Genomic DNA, 20,050 nt, shown 5'->3' on the forward strand with positions numbered 1-20,050 from the left:
CACCAGATGGGGATTTAACGGATGAAACTGAAAAACACCTTGGGCCTTGCCATTGGTTCTCTCGTTGCCGCAACTTCATTCGGCGTATTGGCACAAGGCCAAGGCGCAGTTGAAATCGAAGGCTTCGCCAAGAAAGAATACTACGACAGCGCTCGCGACTTCAAAAACGACGGCAACCTGTTCGGTGGCTCGGTTGGTTACTTCCTGACCGACGACGTTGAATTGCGTCTGGGTTACGACGAAGTCCACAACGTTCGCAGCGACAGCGGCAAGAACATCAAGGGCTCCAACACAGCTCTGGACGCTCTGTACCACTTCAACAAGCCAGGCGACATGCTGCGTCCGTACGTTTCGGCTGGTTTCTCTGACCAGAGCATCGGTCAGAACGATCGCAACGGCCGTAACGGTTCCACCTTCGCCAACCTGGGCGGCGGTGCCAAGCTGTACTTCACTGACAACTTCTACGCCCGTGCCGGTGTTGAAGCTCAGTACAACATCGACCAAGGCGACACCGAGTGGGCGCCAAGCGTCGGTATCGGCGTGAACTTCGGTGGCGGCTCCAAGCCTGCTCCAGCCGCTGCTCCAGCTCCAGTAGCTGAAGTGTGCGCTGACTCCGACAACGACGGCGTCTGCGACAACGTCGACAAGTGCCCTGACACCCCTGCCAACGTTACCGTTGACGCTGATGGCTGCCCAGCCGTCGCCGAAACCGTTCGCGTTGAGCTGGACGTCAAGTTCGACTTCGACAAGTCGGTCGTGAAGACCAACAGCTATGGCGATATCAAGAACCTGGCTGACTTCATGAAGCAGTACCCACAGACCACCACCACTGTTGAAGGTCACACTGACTCCGTCGGTCCTGATGCCTACAACCAGAAGCTGTCCGAGCGTCGCGCTGCTGCTGTCAAGCAAGTGCTGACCGGTCAGTACGGTGTTGAATCCAACCGCGTAAACTCGGTTGGTTACGGCGAAACCCGCCCAGTGGCTGACAACGCCACCGACGCTGGCCGCGCTGTAAACCGTCGCGTAGAAGCTGAAGTAGAAGCTCAAGCTAAGTAATTAGCTACCGCTTCAACGAAAAGCCCGGCTCATGCCGGGCTTTTCTTTGCCTGCGATTTGGCCTGTGCCCCCCCGCCACCATACCTAACCGGCCGCGGATCTGGCACAATCGCACCCCTCTATCGCTTCCTCGGAGCCAAGCCCGCCTATGTACAATCTGGCCCGCCAGCTGCTGTTCAAATTGTCCGCTGAAACCTCCCATGACTTGTCGCTGGACCTTATCGGCGCCGGTGGCCGTCTGGGTCTCAATGGCCTGCTTGCCAAGCCGCCGGCGCGCCTGCCGGTCACGGTCATGGGTCTGCAGTTCGACAATCCGGTGGGACTGGCAGCGGGGCTGGACAAGAACGGTGCGGCCATCGACGGCTTCTCCCAGCTGGGTTTCGGCTCGGTGGAAATCGGCACGGTGACCCCACGTCCACAGCCGGGCAATCCAAAGCCGCGTTTGTTTCGCCTGCCTGAAGCCTGCGCAATCATCAACCGCATGGGCTTCAACAACCTGGGTGTCGACAACCTGGTCGAGCGCGTCAAGGCGGCCAAGTACCGGGGCGTGCTGGGTATCAATATCGGCAAGAACCTCACCACCCCGGTCGAGCGCGCCGTGGACGACTACCTGATCTGTCTGGACAAGGTCTACGACCACGCCAGCTACATCACCGTCAACATCAGCTCGCCCAATACCGCCGGCCTGCGCAGCCTGCAGTTCGGTGACTCGCTCAAGCAGTTGCTAGACACGCTGGCAGCACGGCGCGTGGTGCTGGCCGGGCAAAGTGGACGGCATGTGCCACTGGCGATCAAGATCGCCCCGGACATGAGCGATGAAGAAACCGCACTGGTGGCGCAGGCGCTGGTCGACGCAGGTATGGATGCAGTGATCGCCACCAATACCACCCTCAGCCGGGTCGGTGTCGAGGGGCTGGTTCACGCAGACGAAGCCGGTGGGTTGTCGGGAGCGCCGGTGCGGGAGCAAAGCACTCACATCGTCAAGGTGCTGGCGCAGACCTTGAACGGCAGATTGCCGATCATTGCAGCAGGCGGGATCACAGAGGGTGGGCATGCGGCCGAAAAAATTGCCGCGGGTGCCAGTCTGGTGCAGATTTATTCGGGCTTCATCTACAAGGGGCCTGCACTGATCCGCGAGTCGGTGGACGCCATCGCGGCGCTGCGCGCCAGGCAATGATTCGAGGCGCGATAGGGGCCTCGCAGAGGCCCCTGGGCGCTAGCCCGCCGCCCTGGTTGGGCGTGCATGGTGAAAAGGAAAAAGAGTGTCAGCCGACGGCGTGAAGTTCGTTGAGCCTATGGATCCCCGCAGTGCCGGTCATACCGTCCCAGTTGTCGCCGCGTCCTTCGCGCCAGCCGTTGATCCAGGCTTGGCGTACCGACGGTAGAGTAAAAGGGCAAAGCTCGCGGGATTTGCCATGGATGCCATACTGGTATCCGCGTAGAAATGCTCGTTCCAACGGATCACGCTTAAGTCTTCTCATAGGGTGTTGCCCTCTGTCTATTGACTGTAATGTCCCGTTGGCCTCGTGTGAGGCCAGGCAGATGATCTGCCGGTATCGCGCTCGCTGCCGGCGTGGCGAGCAGTGATGTCTTCGCCATTGCGGCGACGACCTGAGGTGATTTCTAAACGTTGAACTGCGCGATGTGAATGATCGTTTTGTCATAAGCACGTAACTATTTCGCGGTATGGGCAATAAGTAAGCAGGTACTTCAAGCTTCACTCAACTGCTAGCCCGTCCAAGACAAGGCTTGCAGTATGCAATGAGGTCAATATGCCATTGCGAATCATCTCGATTCCAGAGACGTGAAAAATCGACGAAGGGTCGCGCAGGCGATGCCTTTTTCAGCAGAATCAGGTTCTGCCCCGGCTTCTCGCTTATCAAGGCGGCGGGTGGGGTGGATTGACACCACGGTGGTGTCGCTCGGGCGCTCCATTGCGTAAGGCGCCTGGTTGAACCTCGAGACGGCAATGCGCTTGCCGTCTCATCAATGCCCAAATGGGCCAGGAAGTACCATGTCGGACCGTTTTGAACTGTTTCTCACATGCCCCAAGGGCCTCGAAGGCTTGCTTGCCGAAGAAGCCACCGCCCTGGGCCTGGAAGAAACCCGCGAGCACACCTCCGCAGTGCGCGGCATGGCCGACATGGAAACCGCCTACCGGCTGTGCCTGTGGTCGCGGCTGGGCAACCGCGTGCTGCTGGTGCTCAAGCGCTTTGCCATGAAAGATGCCGAAGACCTCTATCACGGCGTTCTGGATGTCGAGTGGCAGGACCACCTGCTGCCCGACGGCACCCTGGCCGTGGAGTTCAGCGGGCATGGTTCGGGCATCGACAACACTCACTTCGGTGCGCTGAAGGTCAAGGATGCCATTGTCGACAAGCTGCGCACGCCCAGCGGCGAGCGTCCCAGCGTCGACAAGCTCAACCCGGACCTGCGCGTGCATCTGCGCCTGGACCGCGGCGAGGCGATTCTCTCGCTCGATCTGTCCGGACACAGCCTGCACCAGCGTGGCTACCGCCTGCAGCAAGGCGCTGCGCCGCTCAAGGAAAACCTTGCAGCCGCCATTCTGATTCGTGCGGGCTGGCCGCGCATCGCTGCCGAGGGCGGCGCACTGGCCGACCCGATGTGTGGTGTGGGGACCTTTCTGGTAGAGGCGGCCATGATTGCCGCCGACATCGCACCCAACCTCAAGCGTACGCGCTGGGGCTTCAGCGCCTGGCTCGGTCATGTTCCGGCCACCTGGCGCAAGCTGCACGACGAGGCGCTGGCAAGGGCCGAAGCCGGGTTGGCCAAGCCAGCCTCGTGGATTCGCGGCTACGAAGCCGACCCGCGGTTGATCCAGCCAGGCCGCAACAACGTGGAACGCGCCGGCCTCAGCGACTGGATCAAGATCTACCAGGGCGAGGTGGCGACGTTCGAGCCGCGCCCCGATCACAACCAGAAAGGCCTGGTCATCTGCAACCCGCCGTACGGCGAGCGGCTGGGCGATGAGGCCAGCTTGCTGTACCTGTACCAGAACCTGGGCGAACGCCTGCGCCAGGCCTGCCTGAACTGGGAAGCGGCGGTGTTCACCGGTGCCCCCGACCTGGGCAAGCGCATGGGTATCCGCAGCCACAAGCAGTATTCGTTCTGGAACGGCCCGTTGCCGTGCAAGCTGCTATTGATCAAGGTGCTGCCAGACCAGTTCGTCACCGGTGAGCGACGTACGCCCGAGCAGCGCCAGGCCGCGCGTGAGCAAGCCGAGCAGGTGGATACCGCGCCAGCGCTGGCCGATCCGTATGCACGAGTGAACAAGAACGGCAATCCGGTCAAGCCGGCCCCGGCGCCCGCGCCCGTGGTTGAACAGGCGCGGCTCAGCGAAGGCGGGCAGATGTTCGCCAACCGCTTGCAGAAGAACCTCAAGACCCTGGGCAAATGGGCACGTCGCGAGGGTATCGATTGCTACCGTGTGTACGATGCGGACATGCCTGAATATGCCATGGCCATCGATCTGTACCACGATTGGGTGCACGTGCAGGAATACGCCGCGCCCAAGTCGATCGACCCTGAGAAGGCTTCGGCACGCCTGTACGACGCCCTGGCGGCGATTCCGCAGGCACTGAACATCGACAAGAGCCGGGTCATCATCAAGCGCCGCGAGCGCCAGAGCGGGACGCGCCAATACGAGCGCCAGAGCGCTCAGGGCCAGTTCACCCAGGTGCAGGAGGGCGGCGTGCAGTTGTTGGTGAACCTGACGGACTACCTGGATACCGGGCTGTTTCTCGATCATCGGCCAATGCGCCTGCGCATTCAGAAAGAGGCAGCGGGCAAGCGTTTCCTCAACCTGTTCTGCTACACCGCCACGGCGAGCGTGCATGCGGCCAAGGGCGGTGCGCGCAGCACGACCAGCGTCGACCTGTCCAAGACCTATCTGGATTGGGCACGGCGCAACCTGTCGCTCAATGGTTTCTCGGACAAGAACCGCCTGGAGCAGGGCGATGTGATGGCCTGGCTACAGGCCAGTCGTGACGAATACGACATGATTTTCATCGACCCGCCGACCTTCTCCAATTCCAAGCGCATGGAAGGGGTGTTCGATGTGCAGCGCGACCACGTCGAGCTGCTGGACCTGGCGGTCGCAAGGTTGGCACCGGGGGGCGTGGTGTATTTCTCCAACAACTTCCGCAAGTTCCAGCTGGACGCCAATTTGGCCGAGCGCTATGCGGTCGAGGACATCACGGCGCAGACAGTGGATCAGGATTTCGCGCGCAACGGCAAGATCCACAGGGCCTGGAAGATTCAGGCGCGGTGATTCACCGAGAGAGGGCGCTGCCTTTGCAAGCAGCGCGCCTCCCTTCCAGAGGGTTTGGGTGGATTACTGGATGTTGGGCGAAGTAGACGCGGCTTTTGGCTGCGAATACAGATCCAGCAGTGCCTGATCCAGCACCGACGAGGCGCCCCACGGGCGTGGGTCGTTGAGAATGGCGACCACCGCCCAGGTGTTGCCATTGCTGTCGCGGCTGTAGCCGGCGATGGCGCGAACGGTGTTCAGGGTGCCGGTCTTGATGTGGCCTTCACCTTGCAGGGCCGTGCGCTTGAGGCGCTTGCGCATGGTGCCGTCCATGCCGACGATCGGCATCGACGCCATGAACTCGGCAGCGTACGGACTTTTCCAGGCCGCCTGCAGCAAGGTGGCCATCTCCCGCGCGCTGACGCGCTCGTCACGCGACAGCCCCGAGCCGTTCTCCATCACCAGATGCGATGCGGTGATGCCCTTTTTCGCCAACCACCCGCGAATCACCCGTTGCGCGGCCTTGGCGTCGTCGCCGTCGGCCTCGTTGCGGTAGCGTTCGCCCAAGCTGAGGAACAGTTGCTGGGCCATGGTGTTGTTGCTGTACTTGTTGATGTCGCGAATGATTTCCACCAGGTCAGGCGAGAACGCCCGCGCCAGTACTCGCGCGGTCTTTGGCACGGTGCCTACGCGATCACCTCCCTGAATGCTGCCGCCCAGTTCGTTCCAGATGGCCCGTACCGCACCGGCCGCATAGCTCTGGTGGTCGAGCAGCGACAGGTAGGTCTGCGAACTGCAGCCTTCGGCCAACTGACCGCTGACCACGACGGTCATGCCGTCGGCCTGGGAGATCGGGTTGTAGCGCACGTCGCCCGTGCACTTGGTGCCGGGCAGGGCCTTGACCTGGTTGTCGATGCGGATGGTTGCGATCGGCGGTTCAACCGACACCAGCACCTTGCCGGTGTCGTTGCGGGTGACGAAGCGCAGCGCCTTGAGGTTGACCAGCAGCGAATCCGGACGCACCAGGAACGGTGCGTTTTCGTCGCCGCCGTCGTCGTTGAACGCTGGCAGTTGCGGCTGCACGAAATGGCTGCGGTCCAGCACCAGGTCACCCGTCACTTGGCGCACGCCGTTGGCGCGCAGGTCGCGCATGAGCAGCCAGAGCTTTTCCATGTTCAGCTTGGGGTCGCCGCCGCCTTTGAGGTAGAGGTTGCCGTTGAGCACGCCGTTGCTCAGGGTGCCGTCGGTAAAGAATTCGGTCTTCCACTGGTAGGTCGGCCCCAGCAACTCGAGTGCTGCATAGGTGGTGACCAGCTTCATGGTCGAAGCCGGGTTGACCGACACGTCGGCGTTGAACACGGTCGGGCTGCCGGGGCCGTTGAGCGGCAGCATGACCAGTGACAGTGCATCGTTCTGCAGCTTGCTGGCCTTGATGGCTTGCTGAACCTTGGGCGGCAGGGTGGTGTTCAGGGGGGCGGCAGCGATGGGAAGTGCCAGTGGCAACATCAGGCCGGCGAGCAGTATTGGACGAAGAGATTTGATCATGTGCGTGAAAACCCTGCAGGCGAGGGGTGACGAAAACGAGGGCCATATAAGGAAATGAAGACCCCCACTACGGGTGAAACGCCAGCATTATGCCCCAAGCGTTGCGTGCTTTGGCCAGCCACGATCGGGATCGGGTGAATTTTTCCGGTGAAAGCGACCGACAGATCTATCTGTTAGCAAGCTAACCATTGCCTTGACATTGTCTGCCTAAGCAGTAACATTATGTTTCGAAGATGTGTTCACACTGTCGGGACAGCTTGCCAGCCCATGAATCACTACACCCCCGAGACCTTCCATACCTGCAATCTGGGCCTGCTGCTGGGCCGTGGATCGGCGTTGAAGGACCGTTTGCTGGACGCGCACCTGGTGCCTTACGGGGTGACCGCGGCGCAATTCAAGGTGCTGATCATCAATGCGCGGTTCGGTATCGGCACACCGGCGGAAATGTCCCGCTACCTGTCGCTGGACAGCGGTTCGATGACACGCATGCTCGACCGCCTGGAACACAAGCAGCTGATCAGGCGCCAGCGCAGCGCCGCCGATCGACGCCAGGTGCAGCTGGTGCTGACCGAAGAGGGGCAGGCACTGGCGGCACGCTTGCCGGTCATCGGTGCCAATGCCATGAACGAGCTGGTGGGCATGCTCGAACGCGAAGAAATCGTCGAATTGGAACGGATTCTCACGAAGCTGCTGCAGGCTTCCGGGGACCCCCTGTTGGCGCTGGGTACCGCCGCTGGGTGAACCCGCCGCCGTGAGACCCCGGACCGACCTGCTCGATGCAACACCGACCGAACCCTTTCAGGTGAACTGCCATGGCCAATGCCACTGCCACTGATTCCAATGCCACCCAGCAACCGCCCGCAGCGCCGTCGGCCGACGACAAGGCGCCGGGCAACCGTCGCAAGCGCAAGCTCTGGCTGTTCATCCTGCTCGCCCTGGTGGTGCTCGGCGGTCTGGGCGTCTGGGCCTGGTACACCCTGTACGGGCGCTGGAGCGAAAGCACCGATGATGCCTACGTGAATGGCAACGTGGTGGAAATCACCCCGTTGACCACGGGCACGGTGATCAGCATCGGCGCCGACGACGGCGACCTGGTCCACGAGGGCCAGCCGCTGGTGCAGTTCGACCCGAACGATTCGCAGATCGACCTGCAGAACGCCCAGGCCAACCTGGCCAAGGCGGTACGCCAGGTGCGTGGCTTGTACAGCAACGTTGACGGCATGAAAGCCCAGGTCGCTGCACGCAAGGCAGAAGTGCAACGCGCGCAGGACAACTATGGCCGACGCAAGAACCTGGCGTCCGACGGGGCGATCTCGCAGGAAGAGCTGTCCCACGCCCATGACGATCTGATTTCCGCGCAAAGCGCCTTGAGCAACACCCAGCAGCAACTGGCAACTTCGACCGCGCTGGTGGATGCCACGCAGGTGTCCAATCATCCCGACGTACGTGCCGCGGCAGCGCAGTTGCGCCAGGCCTATCTGGCCCATGCCCGCACCACCTTGATCGCCCCGGTGACCGGCTATGTGGCCAAGCGCACCGTGCAATTGGGGCAGCGCATCGAGCCGGGCACCGCGACCATGGCGGTGATCCCGCTCGACCAGCTGTGGATCGACGCCAACTTCAAGGAAACCCAGCTGCGCCACATGCGCATCGGCCAGCCGGTGGACATCACCAGTGACCTGTACGGCGACGAGGTGAAGTACAGCGGCACCATCGACAGCCTGGGCGCCGGTACCGGCAGTGCGTTCGCCCTGCTGCCGGCGCAGAACGCTACGGGCAACTGGATCAAGATCGTGCAACGGGTGCCGGTGCGGGTGCACATCAACCCCGCGCAGTTGCGCGAGCACCCGCTGCGCATCGGCCTGTCGACGGTGGTCGATGTGAACCTGCACGACCAGAGCGGGCCGGTATTGGCCCAGCAACCCCCGCAGCAGGCGTCCTTCACCACCAATGTCTACGACAAGCAGTTGGGTGAGGCGGACGCCATGATCGCCCAGTTGATCCACGACAACAGCGCAGCGCCCGGTACCACGGCCACGCGCTGATTCGCCTGCGCCGGGCCCTGAAGGGCGGGCGCGGCATCGCATTGCAAAGGGTGGATCATGGATTCCAAAGCCTCGTTCACGCCGCCAAGCCTGTTGCTCTGCACCATCGGCCTGTCGCTGGCGACCTTCATGCAGGTGCTCGACACCACCATCGCCAACGTCGCTCTGCCGACCATTTCCGGCAACCTGGGGGTCAGCTCCGAGCAGGGCACCTGGGTCATCACTTCGTTTGCGGTGAGCAACGCCATCGCCTTGCCACTGACCGGCTGGCTGAGTCGACGCTTCGGTGAAGTGAAGCTGTTTCTCTGGGCCACGATGCTGTTCGTGCTGGCCTCGTTCCTGTGCGGTATTTCCACCTCGATGCCCGAGCTGGTCGGCTTTCGCGTGGTGCAGGGGCTGGTGGCAGGGCCGTTGTACCCGATGACGCAAACCCTGCTGATCGCCGTGTATCCACCGGCCAAGCGCGGCATGGCCCTGGCGCTGTTGGCGATGGTAACGGTGGTGGCGCCGATCGCCGGGCCGATCCTGGGTGGCTGGATCACCGACAGCTACAGCTGGCCGTGGATCTTCTTCATCAATATTCCCATCGGCTTGTTCGCCTGTGCTGTGGTGCGTCAGCAGATGGCCAAGCGGCCGGTGCACCTGAGCAGGCAGCCCATGGACTATGTCGGCCTGATCACGTTGATCATCGGCGTCGGTGCATTGCAGGTGGTGCTGGACAAGGGTAACGATCTGGACTGGTTCGAGTCCGGGTTCATCATCGTCGGCTCGGTCATATCGGCCGTAGCCTTGACGGCGTTCGTCATCTGGGAGCTGACCGATGAGCATCCAGTGGTGAACCTGCGGCTGTTCGCGTTCCGCAACTTCCGCATCGGTACCTTGGTGCTGGTGTTCGGCTATGCCGGGTTTTTCGGCATCAACCTGATCCTGCCGCAGTGGCTGCAGACCCAGATGGGCTACACTGCCACCTGGGCGGGCCTGGCGGTGGCACCTATTGGTATCCTGCCGGTGCTGATGTCGCCCTTTGTCGGCAAGTACGCACACAAGTTCGATTTGCGTCTGCTCGCGGGCCTCGCGTTCGTGGCTATCGGTACCAGTTGCTTCATGCGTGCCGGTTTCAACAGCCAGGTGGACTTCCAGCATGTGGCACTGGTGCAGCTGTTCATGGGCGCCGGCGTGGCGCTGTTCTTCATGCCCACCTTGAGCATTCTGCTGTCGGACCTGCCACCGCAGCAGATTGCCGACGGGTCGGGCCTGGCGACGTTCCTGCGTACGCTGGGTGGCAGTTTCGCCGCATCGTTGACGACCTGGATCTGGATTCGCCGCGCCGATCAGCATCATGCCTACCTGACCGAGAGCATCAGCACCTACGATCCGGTGACCCGCCATGCGCTGGAGCAAATGGGCGGCAACACGCCTCAGGCGTATGCGCGGATGGAGCAGATGGTCAACAGCCAGGCCTACATGTTGAGTACGGTGGACTATTTCACCCTGATGGGATGGATCTTCGCCGGGCTGGTGCTGTTGGTCTGGCTGGCCAAGCCACCGTTCACCGCCAAGGCCGGGCCGGCTGCCGGTGGTGGGCATTGAAAACCGTGGCGCCTGTTCGCGGCCACTGACCGCTCCTACGGAGGCACCGCGATCTACCTGTAGGAGCGGTCAGTGGCCGCGAACAGGACAGCGCGGTGTATCAGACCGCCTGGGCCGGGAAATCGAACGGCGCCAGGTTGAAGCCCCGGTCATCCACCTGCAGCACCCACCCTTGACGATCCCAGTCCCCCAGCACGATACGCTGTGCCGGCAGATCACCGATCTGCAGCTCGTGCACTGCCGGACGATGGGTATGCCCGTGAATCAGGGTGGTCACACCGTGTTGGCACATCACCCGCGGCACCTCTTCAGGGGTGACATCGACGATGTCATGGGCTTTCATCTGGGTCTGCGCCCGGCTTTCATTGCGCAGCTTGCGGGCAAGCGTGTGACGCGTGCCCAGCGGCAGGTTGCGCAGGATGAACAGGGTCAGCGGGTTGCGCAGCACGCGGCGCAGGCGCATGTAGCCTTCGTCGCGCGTGCACAGGCTGTCGCCGTGCATCAACAGCACCGCCTGGCCGTTCAAGCGCACCATGCTCGGGTCCGCCAGCAGGCTGCAACCGGCCTTCCTGCAGAAGCTCGAGCCGATCAGGAAGTCGCGGTTGCCGTGCATCAGGAAAATCTTCGTGCCACCGTCGCTGAGCGCACGCAGCGCTGCGCAGATGGACGATTGGAAAGGGGTCATGGCGTCGTCGCCGATCCAGGCTTCGAAGAAGTCGCCCAGAATGTACAGCGCCTCGGCTGAGCGCGCACGCCCGCCGAGGAAATCCAGAAACGCCCGGGTAATGTCCGGGCGTTCTTCCTGCAAGTGCAGATCAGAGATCAGCAGTATCACTCAGCGATCTCGGCTTTCTCGATGATCACGTCTTCAGCGGGTACGTCCTGGTGACCGGCCTTGGAGGTGGTGGACACGCCCTTAATCTTGTCGACCACGTCCTGGCCTTCGACCACTTCACCGAACACTGCGTAGCCCCAACCCTGGGTGGTTTTCGCGGTGTGGTTGAGGAAGCTGTTGTCGCCCACGTTGATGAAGAACTGCGCCGAAGCCGAATGCGGCTCCATGGTGCGGGCCATGGCCACCGAGTACTTCTTGTTCGGCAAGCCATTGTCGGCTTCGTTCTGGATGCTCGGGCGCTTGTCCTTCTTCTCTTTCATGCCAGGCTCGAAACCGCCGCCCTGGATCATGAAGTTGCCGATCACGCGGTGGAACACGGTGTTTTCGTAGTGGCCGGCCTGCACGTACTCGAGGAAGTTGGCCACGGTCAGCGGGGCCTTTTCGGCGTTCAGTTGCAGGACGATAACGCCGTGGTTGGTGGTCAGTTTGACTTTGGACATGGGTCTCTCTCTGTTCTGTGGAGAATGTTCTGTGGAAATTCGCTAGCGACGGCGCCCAGTTTACAGGCGACGATGCCTATTCAAAGGCTGTTTTTTGCCGCGCTGCAGGATTTACCCGATAGTTTGTCGGGGCTGGCCTGTCAGCCGGTTGACCGCTTCGGCTATGATAAGCGCTTTGATTTGGTCGGCCTACCCTGGCTGCCGCCGCATCGTTCGTTCAAGGATTCCAATGAGCAAGCCCACCGCCGACAACGCTCCCAACTCCAAAGGCAATGGCCCTGCCGTGCCCGCCAACTTCCTGCGCCCGATCGTCCAGGCCGACCTGGACGCCGGCAAGCACAGCCAGATCGTCACCCGCTTCCCGCCGGAGCCCAACGGTTATCTGCACATCGGCCATGCCAAGTCGATCTGCGTGAACTTCGGCCTGGCGCAGGAATTCGGCGGTGTCTGCAACCTGCGTTTCGACGACACCAATCCGGCCAAGGAAGATCAGGAATACATCGACGCCATCAAGCGCGACATCAAGTGGCTGGGCTTCGAGTGGGCCGGTGAAGAGCGTTACGCCTCGCAATACTTCGACCAGCTGCACGATTGGGCCGTGGAGCTGATCAAGCAGGGCGACGCCTACGTCTGCGACCTGACCCCCGAGCAGGCGCGCGAGTACCGCGGCAACCTGACCGAGCCTGGCCGCAACAGCCCGTTCCGCGAGCGCAGCGTCGAGGAAAACCTCGACCTGTTCGCGCGCATGAAGGCTGGCGAGTTCAAGGACGGCGAGCGCGTGCTGCGTGCGCGGATCGACATGGCCTCGCCGAACATGAACCTGCGCGACCCGATTCTCTACCGCATCCGCCACGCCCATCACCACCAGACCGGCGATGCGTGGTGCATCTACCCCAACTACGACTTCACCCACGGTCAGTCCGACGCCATCGAAGGCATCACGCACTCCATCTGCACCCTGGAATTCGAAGGGCATCGTCCGCTGTACGAATGGTTCCTCGACCATCTGTCGGTGCCGGCGCACCCGCGTCAGTACGAGTTCAGCCGCCTGAACCTCAATTACACGCTGACTTCCAAGCGCAAGCTCAAGCAGCTGGTCGACGAACAGCACGTGCAGGGCTGGGACGATCCGCGCATGTCGACCCTCTCCGGTTTCCGCCGTCGCGGCTACACCCCGGCGTCGATCCGCAACTTCTGCGACATGATCGGCACCAACCGTTCCGATGGCGTGGTCGACATGTCGATGCTCGAATTCAGCATCCGTGACGACCTCGACCGCAACGCACCGCGCGCCATGTGCGTGCTGCGCCCGCTCAAGGTAGTGATCACCAACTATCCCGAAGGCCAGGTCGAGCAGCTCGAGCTGCCGCGCCACCCCAAGGAAGACATGGGCGTGCGCGCCTTGCCGTTCGAGCGCGAGCTGTACATCGACCGCGACGACTTCATGGAAGAACCGCCCAAGGGCTACAAGCGCCTGGAGCCCAACGGCGAAGTGCGCCTGCGTGGCAGCTACGTGATCCGTGCCGACGAAGCGATCAAGGATGCCGACGGCAACATCGTCGAGCTGCGCTGCTCGTACGACCCGGACACCCTGGGCAAGAATCCGGAAGGGCGCAAGGTCAAGGGCGTGATCCACTGGGTTCCGGCCGCGGCCAGCGTCGAGTGCGAAGTGCGCCTGTACGATCGCCTGTTCCGCTCGGCCAACCCGGAGAAGGCCGAAGACGGCGCGACGTTCCTCGACAATATCAATCCCGACTCCCTGCAGGTACTGCGTGGCTGCCGCGCCGAACCGTCGCTGGCCAACGCGGCGCCGGAGGATCGTTTCCAGTTCGAACGCGAAGGCTATTTCTGCGCCGACCTGGTCGACACGCAACCGGGTCGTCCGGTGTTCAACCGTACCGTCACCCTGCGTGACTCGTGGGGCTGAGCCTCGCCAGGCCAAGTTGAGGAATCGTTGTGCTGAACATCTACAACACGCTGAGCAAGAGCAAAGAGGTCTTCACGCCGCTGGATGGCAACAAGGTGCGCATGTACGTGTGCGGCATGACCGTGTACGACTACTGCCACCTGGGCCACGGTCGCAGCATGGTCGCGTTCGATCTGGTCACGCGCTGGCTGCGCTACAGCGGCTATGAGCTGACCTACGTGCGCAACATCACCGACATCGACGACAAGATCATCAACCGTGCGCGGGACAACGGCGAAAGCTTCGATGCCCTGACCGCGCGCATGATCGATGCGATGCACGAGGACGAGGCGCGCCTGAACATCCTCAAGCCGGATCAGGAGCCGCGCGCCACCGAGCACATCCCGGGCATGCTGGCGATGATCCAGACCTTGATCGACAAGGGCTATGCCTATGCGCCGGGCAACGGCGACGTGTACTACCGGGTCGGCAAGTTCCAAGGCTACGGCAAACTGTCGCGCAAGAAGATCGAAGACCTGCGCATCGGGGCGCGCATCGAAGTGGAAGAGGCCAAGCAGGACCCCCTCGATTTCGTCCTGTGGAAGGGCGTCAAGCCCGGCGAGCCGAGCTGGGAGTCACCGTGGGGCCCAGGCCGTCCTGGCTGGCACATCGAATGCTCGGTGATGTCGACCTGCTGCCTGGGCGACACCTTCGACATTCATGGTGGCGGCAACGACCTGGAATTCCCGCACCACGAGAACGAGATCGCCCAGAGCGAGGCGGCCACCGGCAAGCCGTACGCCAACGCCTGGCTGCATTGCGGGATGATCCGCATCAACGGCGAGAAGATGTCCAAGTCGCTGAACAACTTCTTCACCATTCGCGATGTGCTGGAGAAGTATCAGCCCGAGGTGGTGCGCTACCTGCTGGTTTCCAGCCATTACCGCAGTTCGATCAACTATTCCGAAGACAGCCTGAAGGAAGCCAAGGGCGCGCTGGAGCGGTTCTACCATGCGCTCAAGGGCTTGCCGAAAGTGGCGGCAGCGGGGGGCGAGCTGTTCGTCGAGCGCTTTGCCAATGCCATGAACGATGACTTCGGCACACCGGAGGCCTGCGCCGTATTGTTCGATCTGGTGCGCGAGATCAACCGGTTGCGTGACAGTGATGTCGACGCAGCTGCGGGCTTGGCCGGTCGCCTGCGCGAATTGGGCGACCTGCTCGGGGTATTGCAGCTCGATTCCGACGAATTCCTCCAGGCCGGCGCTGCCGGACGCGTGGATGCGGCGCACGTGGACGCGCTCATCGCCGCACGTCTGGCGGCGCGGGCCGGCAAGGACTGGGCCGAATCCGACCGCATCCGCGACCAGCTCACCGCGCTGGGCGTTGTGCTGGAAGACGGCAAGGGCGGCACCACCTGGCGCCTGGCGGACTGATACAGCAACATTCGCCGTAGGAGCGGTCATCGGCCGCGAACCGGGCACTGCGGTGTACCAGTTGGACCGCGTCGCGCCTTTCGCGGCCACGGACCGCTCCTACGGATTTTGCGTAAGAGCGGTCATCGGCCGCGAACCGGGCACTGGGGTGTACCAGTTGGACCGCGTCGCGCCTTTCGCGGCCACGGACCGCTCCTACGGATTTTGCGTAGGAGCGGTCCGTGGCCGCGAAACGGGCGACTCGGTGCGTGGCCTAGCGCTCGATCGAGCGGCTCCAGCGGGCGTTCCAGGCGGGGCGCAGCTGGTTGACCTGATCCCAGTCGATGGCCACTGCCGTTTCCAGGTATTTCTCCATCGCCTGCACCTGCCCACGGGTCTTGTCGGTGGTTGGGGTATTGGGGTTGGACGGTATCTGATCGCCTTCCTCCAGTGCCGGTGCCTGGGCCTCGGGGCTCAGCAGGTAGGCCGCCAGCTTCTGGGCCAGCTCGGGCTGGTCGTTCTTGGCGATCACGCACTCCGCCACGTTGAGCACCACCGCGCCCTCCTTGGGTTGCGCGTACTCAACCGGTACACCGCGCAGTTTCAAGGCGGTCACCTGAGTCGGTGTGAGCGGAAACAACGCGGCCTCGTCGGTCTGCACCATCTCGGAGATCTTCGCCGAACTGGCAATGTACTCCAGCACATTCGGGCCTACCGTCTTGGGCCATGCCATGAACCCCGGTTCGACATCGGTGTCGCTGCCACCCTTCAGGCGGTTGAACATCAAGAAACCATGCAGGCCGAAGGTCGAGGAGGCGAGTGACTGGAACACCAGTTTGTCCTTGAAACGGCTGTCGGCCATGTCCATCCACGAGGTGGGGGCGGCCCAGCCATTCTTCTTGAACAGGCGCGTGTTGTAGGCCAGCCCAGTCACCCCCAGGCTGACCGCAGCGGCCTGATCCTTGATCCGCGCCTTGGCCGGGATGGCCGCCAGGCCGTCGCTGTCCTGCAGGGTGTCGCACAGGCCCATGGAGATGGCGCGGTACATGATGCCGTCGTCGAGAAACATCACATGGATCTGCGGGTTGTCCTTGCTCGCCTGGACCTTGGCGAGAATGTCCGACGAAGTACCTGGCACGATGACCACCTTCACATCGTTGGCTTCCTCGAACGCCGGCAGCACCTTGTCGGCGTACAAGCGTTCCATGGTGCCGCCGTTCATGCCCAGGTACAGCGTGGGCCCGGCCTGAGCGCCGGTGGCGGCCAGCAGGGCGGCGAGGGAGAGTGCGTGAACCGTAGGTTTGACTGGCTTCATGAAAGCGACCTTCCTTTATGCAGTTCAAGGGGAGAAAAGCGTTGGATGGAAAACGCGTCGATCGGCGCCTGGCTGCGGCCCTCGACGACCAGTTGCGACAAGGCTTCACCGACTGCCGGGCCGATCTGGAAACCGGCTCCGGCAAAGCCGAATGCATGGATGAGGCCCGCCTGCGCCAGGCTGTGGCCGATCACCGGCTCGCGGTCGGGCAGGTAGCCTTCGGTCCCGCTCCAGGTACGGATCGCCTGCGCGCCGTGCAGGAACGGGTACAACTCGACGGCGTTGCGCAGGATATCCAGGGTGGCCAGTTGACCGGGGCGTGCCCGCACCGTGTCCACGGCGAAACCCTGCCCGCCGCCGAGCACGCAATTGCCCCGTGCCACCTGGCGCGCGTAGATGCCACCGCCCTCGACCCCGGTGCTGACGTCCATGACCACAGGCAGCGGTTCGGTCACCAGCATTGCCGGGTGGCCACTGGTCATCGGTACCTGCTCGCCGAACTGTTCGGCGATGTGGTTCGCCCAAGCCCCGGCACAGTTGAGCAGCCAGGGCGCGCGCAGCCGTTCGCCGTTGCTGCAGGCCAGCACGAACGCCTGGCCGTCATGGTCGAAGGCCAACGGCTGCACCTGCTCGACGATCCGTGCACCGGCACGCCTGGCCGCTGCCGCGAAGGCGGGCGAGACCAGGCGTGGGTTGGCATGCCCATCGGCGCTGCACAGCGACGCACCCACGGCCACGTCGCCCACCCAGGCAAAACGCTGGCGCAACTGACCACGATCGAGCAGCTCCACCCCCAGATCGAAATCCGCGGCGGCGTCGGCCCAGGCTTGCAAACGGGCCATGTCGGCGTCGCTGCGGGCCAGCTTGAGATGACCGGAACGCACGTACTCGCCGTCGATGCCGATCAGCCCGGGCAGGTCGCTCCACAGTTCATGGGCGCGCTGCGACAGCGGCAATTGCACCAGCGAACGGCCCTGACGGCGCACGCCACCGTAGTTCACGCCGCTGGACCGCGAGCCGCAGAAGTCGCGCTCCAGCAATACCACCCGCTGACCGCGCAGCGCCAGCATCAAGGCTGCCGAAGCACCGACGATTCCGCCGCCGACGATGATCACATCGGTTTCGCAGACCTGGCTCAAGGCTGCACCTCCACACCGAAGGGCAGCGGCTTGATGGGCGCCTGCGCGCGCAGGCGGCCGACGTCCGGCGGCGGGCACGCGGCGGCCTGGGCAATGATTTCCACGGCGGCGCTGCCACACATGCGCCCCTGGCACCTGCCCATGCCGACCCGGCAATGGGCTTTGACTCGGTTGATATCGGTATGGCCCTGGGCGACCACCCCGCGTACCTCGCCGACGCTGACTTCCTCGCATCGGCACAGCATCAGTTCATCGGGCGCCTGGCGAGCCCAGTCCTCGGGGAACGGGAATGCGTCTTCCAGGCCGGCACGAAACCCCTGGATGCGCGCCAGTTGCCTTTGCAGGTGCGCGCCACGCCCGGCGTCGATGGCCACACCCAGGTCTTCGAGCAGGGCCAGGGCGGCGCGCTCGCCGGCCATTTCCGCCGCATCGGCGCCCATGATCCCAGCGCCATCACCGGCCAGGTAGACCCCCGGCACGCTGCTGCGTCCGGCCTGGTCGCGGCTCGGCAGCCAGGCCCGGTTGAGCGGGCTCCAGGCAAACGCGCAACCGAGCAGGTCGGCCAGTTGCGTTTCGCTGCGCAGCGCGTGAGCGAAGGCCAACCCGTCACAGGCCAGGGTGTGTCGTTCGCCGGCTTGCTGCCAGGTGACGGCTTCGACCCTGCGCTCGCCGTCGACCCTGACCAGATGCGCGCCCTGGTGCACGGCGATCCCATGGGCAGTCAGCCAGGCGCGGTAGTACAGACCCTTGGCCAGGGTCAAGGGCTGACGCAGCAGCCGGGGCAGGGCTGCGACCTGAGCAGCGAACGGCGAGCTGTCCAGTACCGCCAGCACCCGCGCGCCGGCCTTGGCGTACTGATAGGCCACCAGATACAGCAACGGCCCACTGCCGGCGAACACCACCTGCTCGCCAATGGCACACCCCTGGGCCTTCAAGGCAATCTGCGCAGCGCCGAGGCTGTAGGCACCGGGCAAGGTCCAACCCGGCACCGGCAGGATGCGGTCGGTAGCGCCGGTGGCGATCAACAGGCGGTCATACTTGACGGTGCCGACGCGCTGCTGGTTGAGCGTGTGCAGGTAGCCATCCTCGGCGTTCCACACCAATGTGTCGGGTCGGTAGTCGATCTGCCCACGCAGCGCGTCCAGCGCCTGATGCACCGCACCTGCCTTGCGCGCTTCGAAGCCATAGAGCTGGCTGGCAGGACGTTGAAAGTTGCCCGGTGCCCGGCGATAGACCTGGCCGCCGCCCTGCAAGGCTTCGTCCACCAGGCACGGGCGCAGGCCATGGGCGGCCAGGGTCTGCGCGGCACGGATGCCGGCCGGTCCGGCGCCGACGATCACCACCGCGTTCACGAGCGCCGCCCCGGTTCGCGGTCGACCTGCATGCCGGCTTCCAGTGGCGTGGCACAGGCGCGCACGCGGCGGCCGTCGCCCAAGCGCACCCAGCAATCCTGGCAGGCGCCCATCAGGCAGAAACCAGCACGGGCCTGGGCACTGAAGTCGCTGCCGCGCAGGTGCTCGACGCAGGTCAGTACTGCGACCAGCAGGGTATCCCCAGCCAGACCGGTCACCGCTTGTCCATCGAGGGTGAAGGGTACCGACGCGCGATCGAGTTCGGCCAGCCGCTTGAACAAAGCCATCAGTTTTTCCCCACCAGTACGCGGTCCAGGCCATACACCCGGTCGAGCAGAATCATGGTCGCCGCGGTCAAGGCGATCACCAGCGCCGACACCGCCGCCATCATCGGGTCGATGGACTCGGTGGCGTACACGTACATGCGCACCGGCAGGGTCTGGGTGGCAGGCGATGTAACGAAGATCGACAGGGTCACCTCGTCGAAGCTGTTGATGAACGCCAGCAGCCAGCCCCCGGCCACCCCCGGCAGGATCATCGGCAGGGTGATCTGACAAAACAGGGTGAAACGGCTGGCGCCCAGCGATTCCGCCGCCTGCTCGGCGCTGCGGTCGATACCGATGGCGGCGGCGATCACCAGACGCAGCACATAAGGCGTGATCACCACCACATGGGCCAGCATCAGCCAGACGAAGCTACCATTGACCCCCATCAGCGCGAACAGGCGCAGCATCGCCACGCCCAGCACCAGGTGCGGAATGATGATCGGCGACAGAAACAGCGCATTGAGAAAGTCGCGTCCCGGAAAGTGATAGCGGGTGATCGCCAGCGCCGCCGGCACGGCGATCAGGGTCGCCAGGGTTGCAGCCACCACTGCCAGGATCAGGCTGTTATAGAACGCATCGATGAAATCGGCGCGCTCGAACACGGCGCGGAACCAGCGCAGGGAAAACCCGGAGGTGGGCAGGGTGAGGGTGTTCTCCGGAGTGAACGCCACCAGGCACACCACCACCAGCGGGGCCAGCATGAACACCACCACCAAGGCATGAAACGACAGGGCCAACGGACCGTTCTTGGACATC

The 20,050-nt window shown here is 63.4% G+C and carries 17 protein-coding genes; 8 read left to right on the forward strand and 9 right to left on the reverse strand.

What is annotated here, in order from left to right:
- The first annotated feature begins 21 nt into the window (after window positions 1-21).
- Both IFT44_RS13555 and IFT44_RS13560 read left to right on the forward strand, forming a co-directional pair.
- Window positions 22-1,059, forward strand: coding sequence for an OmpA family protein (locus tag IFT44_RS13555; RefSeq protein WP_192053153.1), 1,038 nt, complete (start codon window positions 22-24; stop codon window positions 1,057-1,059).
- Window positions 1,060-1,207: 148 nt separating this feature from the next.
- Window positions 1,208-2,236: a quinone-dependent dihydroorotate dehydrogenase gene (locus IFT44_RS13560; protein WP_122476055.1), complete on the forward strand. Its 1,029-nt coding sequence runs from the start codon at window positions 1,208-1,210 to the stop codon at window positions 2,234-2,236.
- 88 nt (window positions 2,237-2,324) lie between these two features.
- Here the strand turns inward: IFT44_RS13560 and rmf are convergent, their stop codons facing one another.
- On the reverse strand, window positions 2,325-2,540 hold the full coding sequence (gene rmf / locus IFT44_RS13565) for a ribosome modulation factor (protein WP_008368461.1): 216 nt from the start codon (window positions 2,538-2,540) through the stop codon (window positions 2,325-2,327).
- 533 nt (window positions 2,541-3,073) lie between these two features.
- On the opposite strand from rmf, the gene rlmKL reads away from it, so the two are divergent.
- Window positions 3,074-5,350, forward strand: coding sequence for a bifunctional 23S rRNA (guanine(2069)-N(7))-methyltransferase RlmK/23S rRNA (guanine(2445)-N(2))-methyltransferase RlmL (rlmKL, locus tag IFT44_RS13570; RefSeq protein ID WP_122476053.1), 2,277 nt, complete (start codon window positions 3,074-3,076; stop codon window positions 5,348-5,350).
- A 63-nt stretch (window positions 5,351-5,413) separates the two neighbouring features.
- On the opposite strand, the gene dacB is transcribed toward rlmKL, so the two are convergent.
- On the reverse strand, window positions 5,414-6,874 hold the full coding sequence (gene dacB, locus IFT44_RS13575; protein ID WP_192176044.1) for a D-alanyl-D-alanine carboxypeptidase/D-alanyl-D-alanine endopeptidase: 1,461 nt from the start codon (window positions 6,872-6,874) through the stop codon (window positions 5,414-5,416).
- 267 nt (window positions 6,875-7,141) lie between these two features.
- Here dacB and IFT44_RS13580 point away from each other — a divergent pair, with 267 nt between their 5' ends.
- The 3 genes from IFT44_RS13580 (at window position 7,142) to IFT44_RS13590 (ending at window position 10,509) form a co-directional block, all read left to right on the forward strand.
- Window positions 7,142-7,615, forward strand: coding sequence for a MarR family winged helix-turn-helix transcriptional regulator (locus IFT44_RS13580; RefSeq protein WP_192176045.1), 474 nt, complete (start codon window positions 7,142-7,144; stop codon window positions 7,613-7,615).
- A gap of 71 nt (window positions 7,616-7,686) precedes the next feature.
- Entirely contained in the window at window positions 7,687-8,919 is a 1,233-nt protein-coding gene (locus IFT44_RS13585) for an HlyD family secretion protein (protein WP_192102338.1), read from the forward strand.
- Between the two features lie 57 nt (window positions 8,920-8,976).
- Window positions 8,977-10,509, forward strand: a complete 1,533-nt coding sequence (locus IFT44_RS13590) for a DHA2 family efflux MFS transporter permease subunit (RefSeq protein ID WP_192102337.1) — start codon at window positions 8,977-8,979, stop codon at window positions 10,507-10,509.
- 100 nt (window positions 10,510-10,609) lie between these two features.
- Here the strand turns inward: IFT44_RS13590 and lpxH are convergent, their stop codons facing one another.
- Entirely contained in the window at window positions 10,610-11,344 is a 735-nt protein-coding gene (lpxH, locus tag IFT44_RS13595) for a UDP-2,3-diacylglucosamine diphosphatase (protein ID WP_192176046.1), read from the reverse strand.
- Window positions 11,341-11,844, reverse strand: a complete 504-nt coding sequence (locus IFT44_RS13600) for a peptidylprolyl isomerase (protein WP_122476043.1) — start codon at window positions 11,842-11,844, stop codon at window positions 11,341-11,343. The genes lpxH and IFT44_RS13600 overlap by 4 nt, the downstream gene beginning before the upstream one ends.
- A 229-nt stretch (window positions 11,845-12,073) precedes the next feature.
- On the opposite strand from IFT44_RS13600, the gene IFT44_RS13605 reads away from it, so the two are divergent.
- Together IFT44_RS13605 and cysS are read left to right on the forward strand one after the other, a co-directional pair.
- A complete protein-coding gene (locus IFT44_RS13605; RefSeq protein WP_122713769.1) occupies window positions 12,074-13,771 on the forward strand; it encodes a glutamine--tRNA ligase/YqeY domain fusion protein in 1,698 nt (565 codons plus the stop codon).
- Between the two features lie 29 nt (window positions 13,772-13,800).
- On the forward strand, window positions 13,801-15,183 hold the full coding sequence (gene cysS, locus IFT44_RS13610; RefSeq protein WP_192137958.1) for a cysteine--tRNA ligase: 1,383 nt from the start codon (window positions 13,801-13,803) through the stop codon (window positions 15,181-15,183).
- Between the two features lie 253 nt (window positions 15,184-15,436).
- Here cysS and IFT44_RS13615 read toward each other — a convergent pair whose 3' ends face one another.
- The 5 genes from IFT44_RS13615 to IFT44_RS13635 are packed head-to-tail and all read right to left on the reverse strand — an operon-like array spanning window position 15,437 to window position 20,049.
- Complete coding sequence (locus IFT44_RS13615; protein WP_192176047.1) at window positions 15,437-16,477, reverse strand: ABC transporter substrate-binding protein; 1,041 nt, start codon at window positions 16,475-16,477, stop codon at window positions 15,437-15,439.
- A complete protein-coding gene (locus tag IFT44_RS13620; RefSeq protein ID WP_192176048.1) occupies window positions 16,474-17,616 on the reverse strand; it encodes an NAD(P)/FAD-dependent oxidoreductase in 1,143 nt (380 codons plus the stop codon). The genes IFT44_RS13615 and IFT44_RS13620 overlap by 4 nt, the downstream gene beginning before the upstream one ends.
- The gene (locus IFT44_RS13625) at window positions 17,613-18,968 is read right to left on the reverse strand and encodes an FAD-dependent oxidoreductase (protein WP_192176049.1); all 1,356 of its coding nucleotides are present in this window, start codon (window positions 18,966-18,968) and stop codon (window positions 17,613-17,615) included. The genes IFT44_RS13620 and IFT44_RS13625 overlap by 4 nt, the downstream gene beginning before the upstream one ends.
- A complete protein-coding gene (locus tag IFT44_RS13630; RefSeq protein WP_192053179.1) occupies window positions 18,965-19,255 on the reverse strand; it encodes a (2Fe-2S)-binding protein in 291 nt (96 codons plus the stop codon). Before IFT44_RS13630 ends, IFT44_RS13625 begins: the two co-directional genes overlap by 4 nt.
- On the reverse strand, window positions 19,255-20,049 hold the full coding sequence (locus tag IFT44_RS13635; RefSeq protein WP_192176050.1) for an ABC transporter permease: 795 nt from the start codon (window positions 20,047-20,049) through the stop codon (window positions 19,255-19,257). The genes IFT44_RS13630 and IFT44_RS13635 overlap by 1 nt, the downstream gene beginning before the upstream one ends.
- Window position 20,050 lies beyond the last annotated feature (1 nt).

The sequence above is a fragment of the Pseudomonas sp. CFBP 13710 genome, from assembly GCF_014842235.1.
Taxonomy (GTDB): Bacteria; Pseudomonadota; Gammaproteobacteria; order Pseudomonadales; family Pseudomonadaceae; genus Aquipseudomonas; species Aquipseudomonas baltica.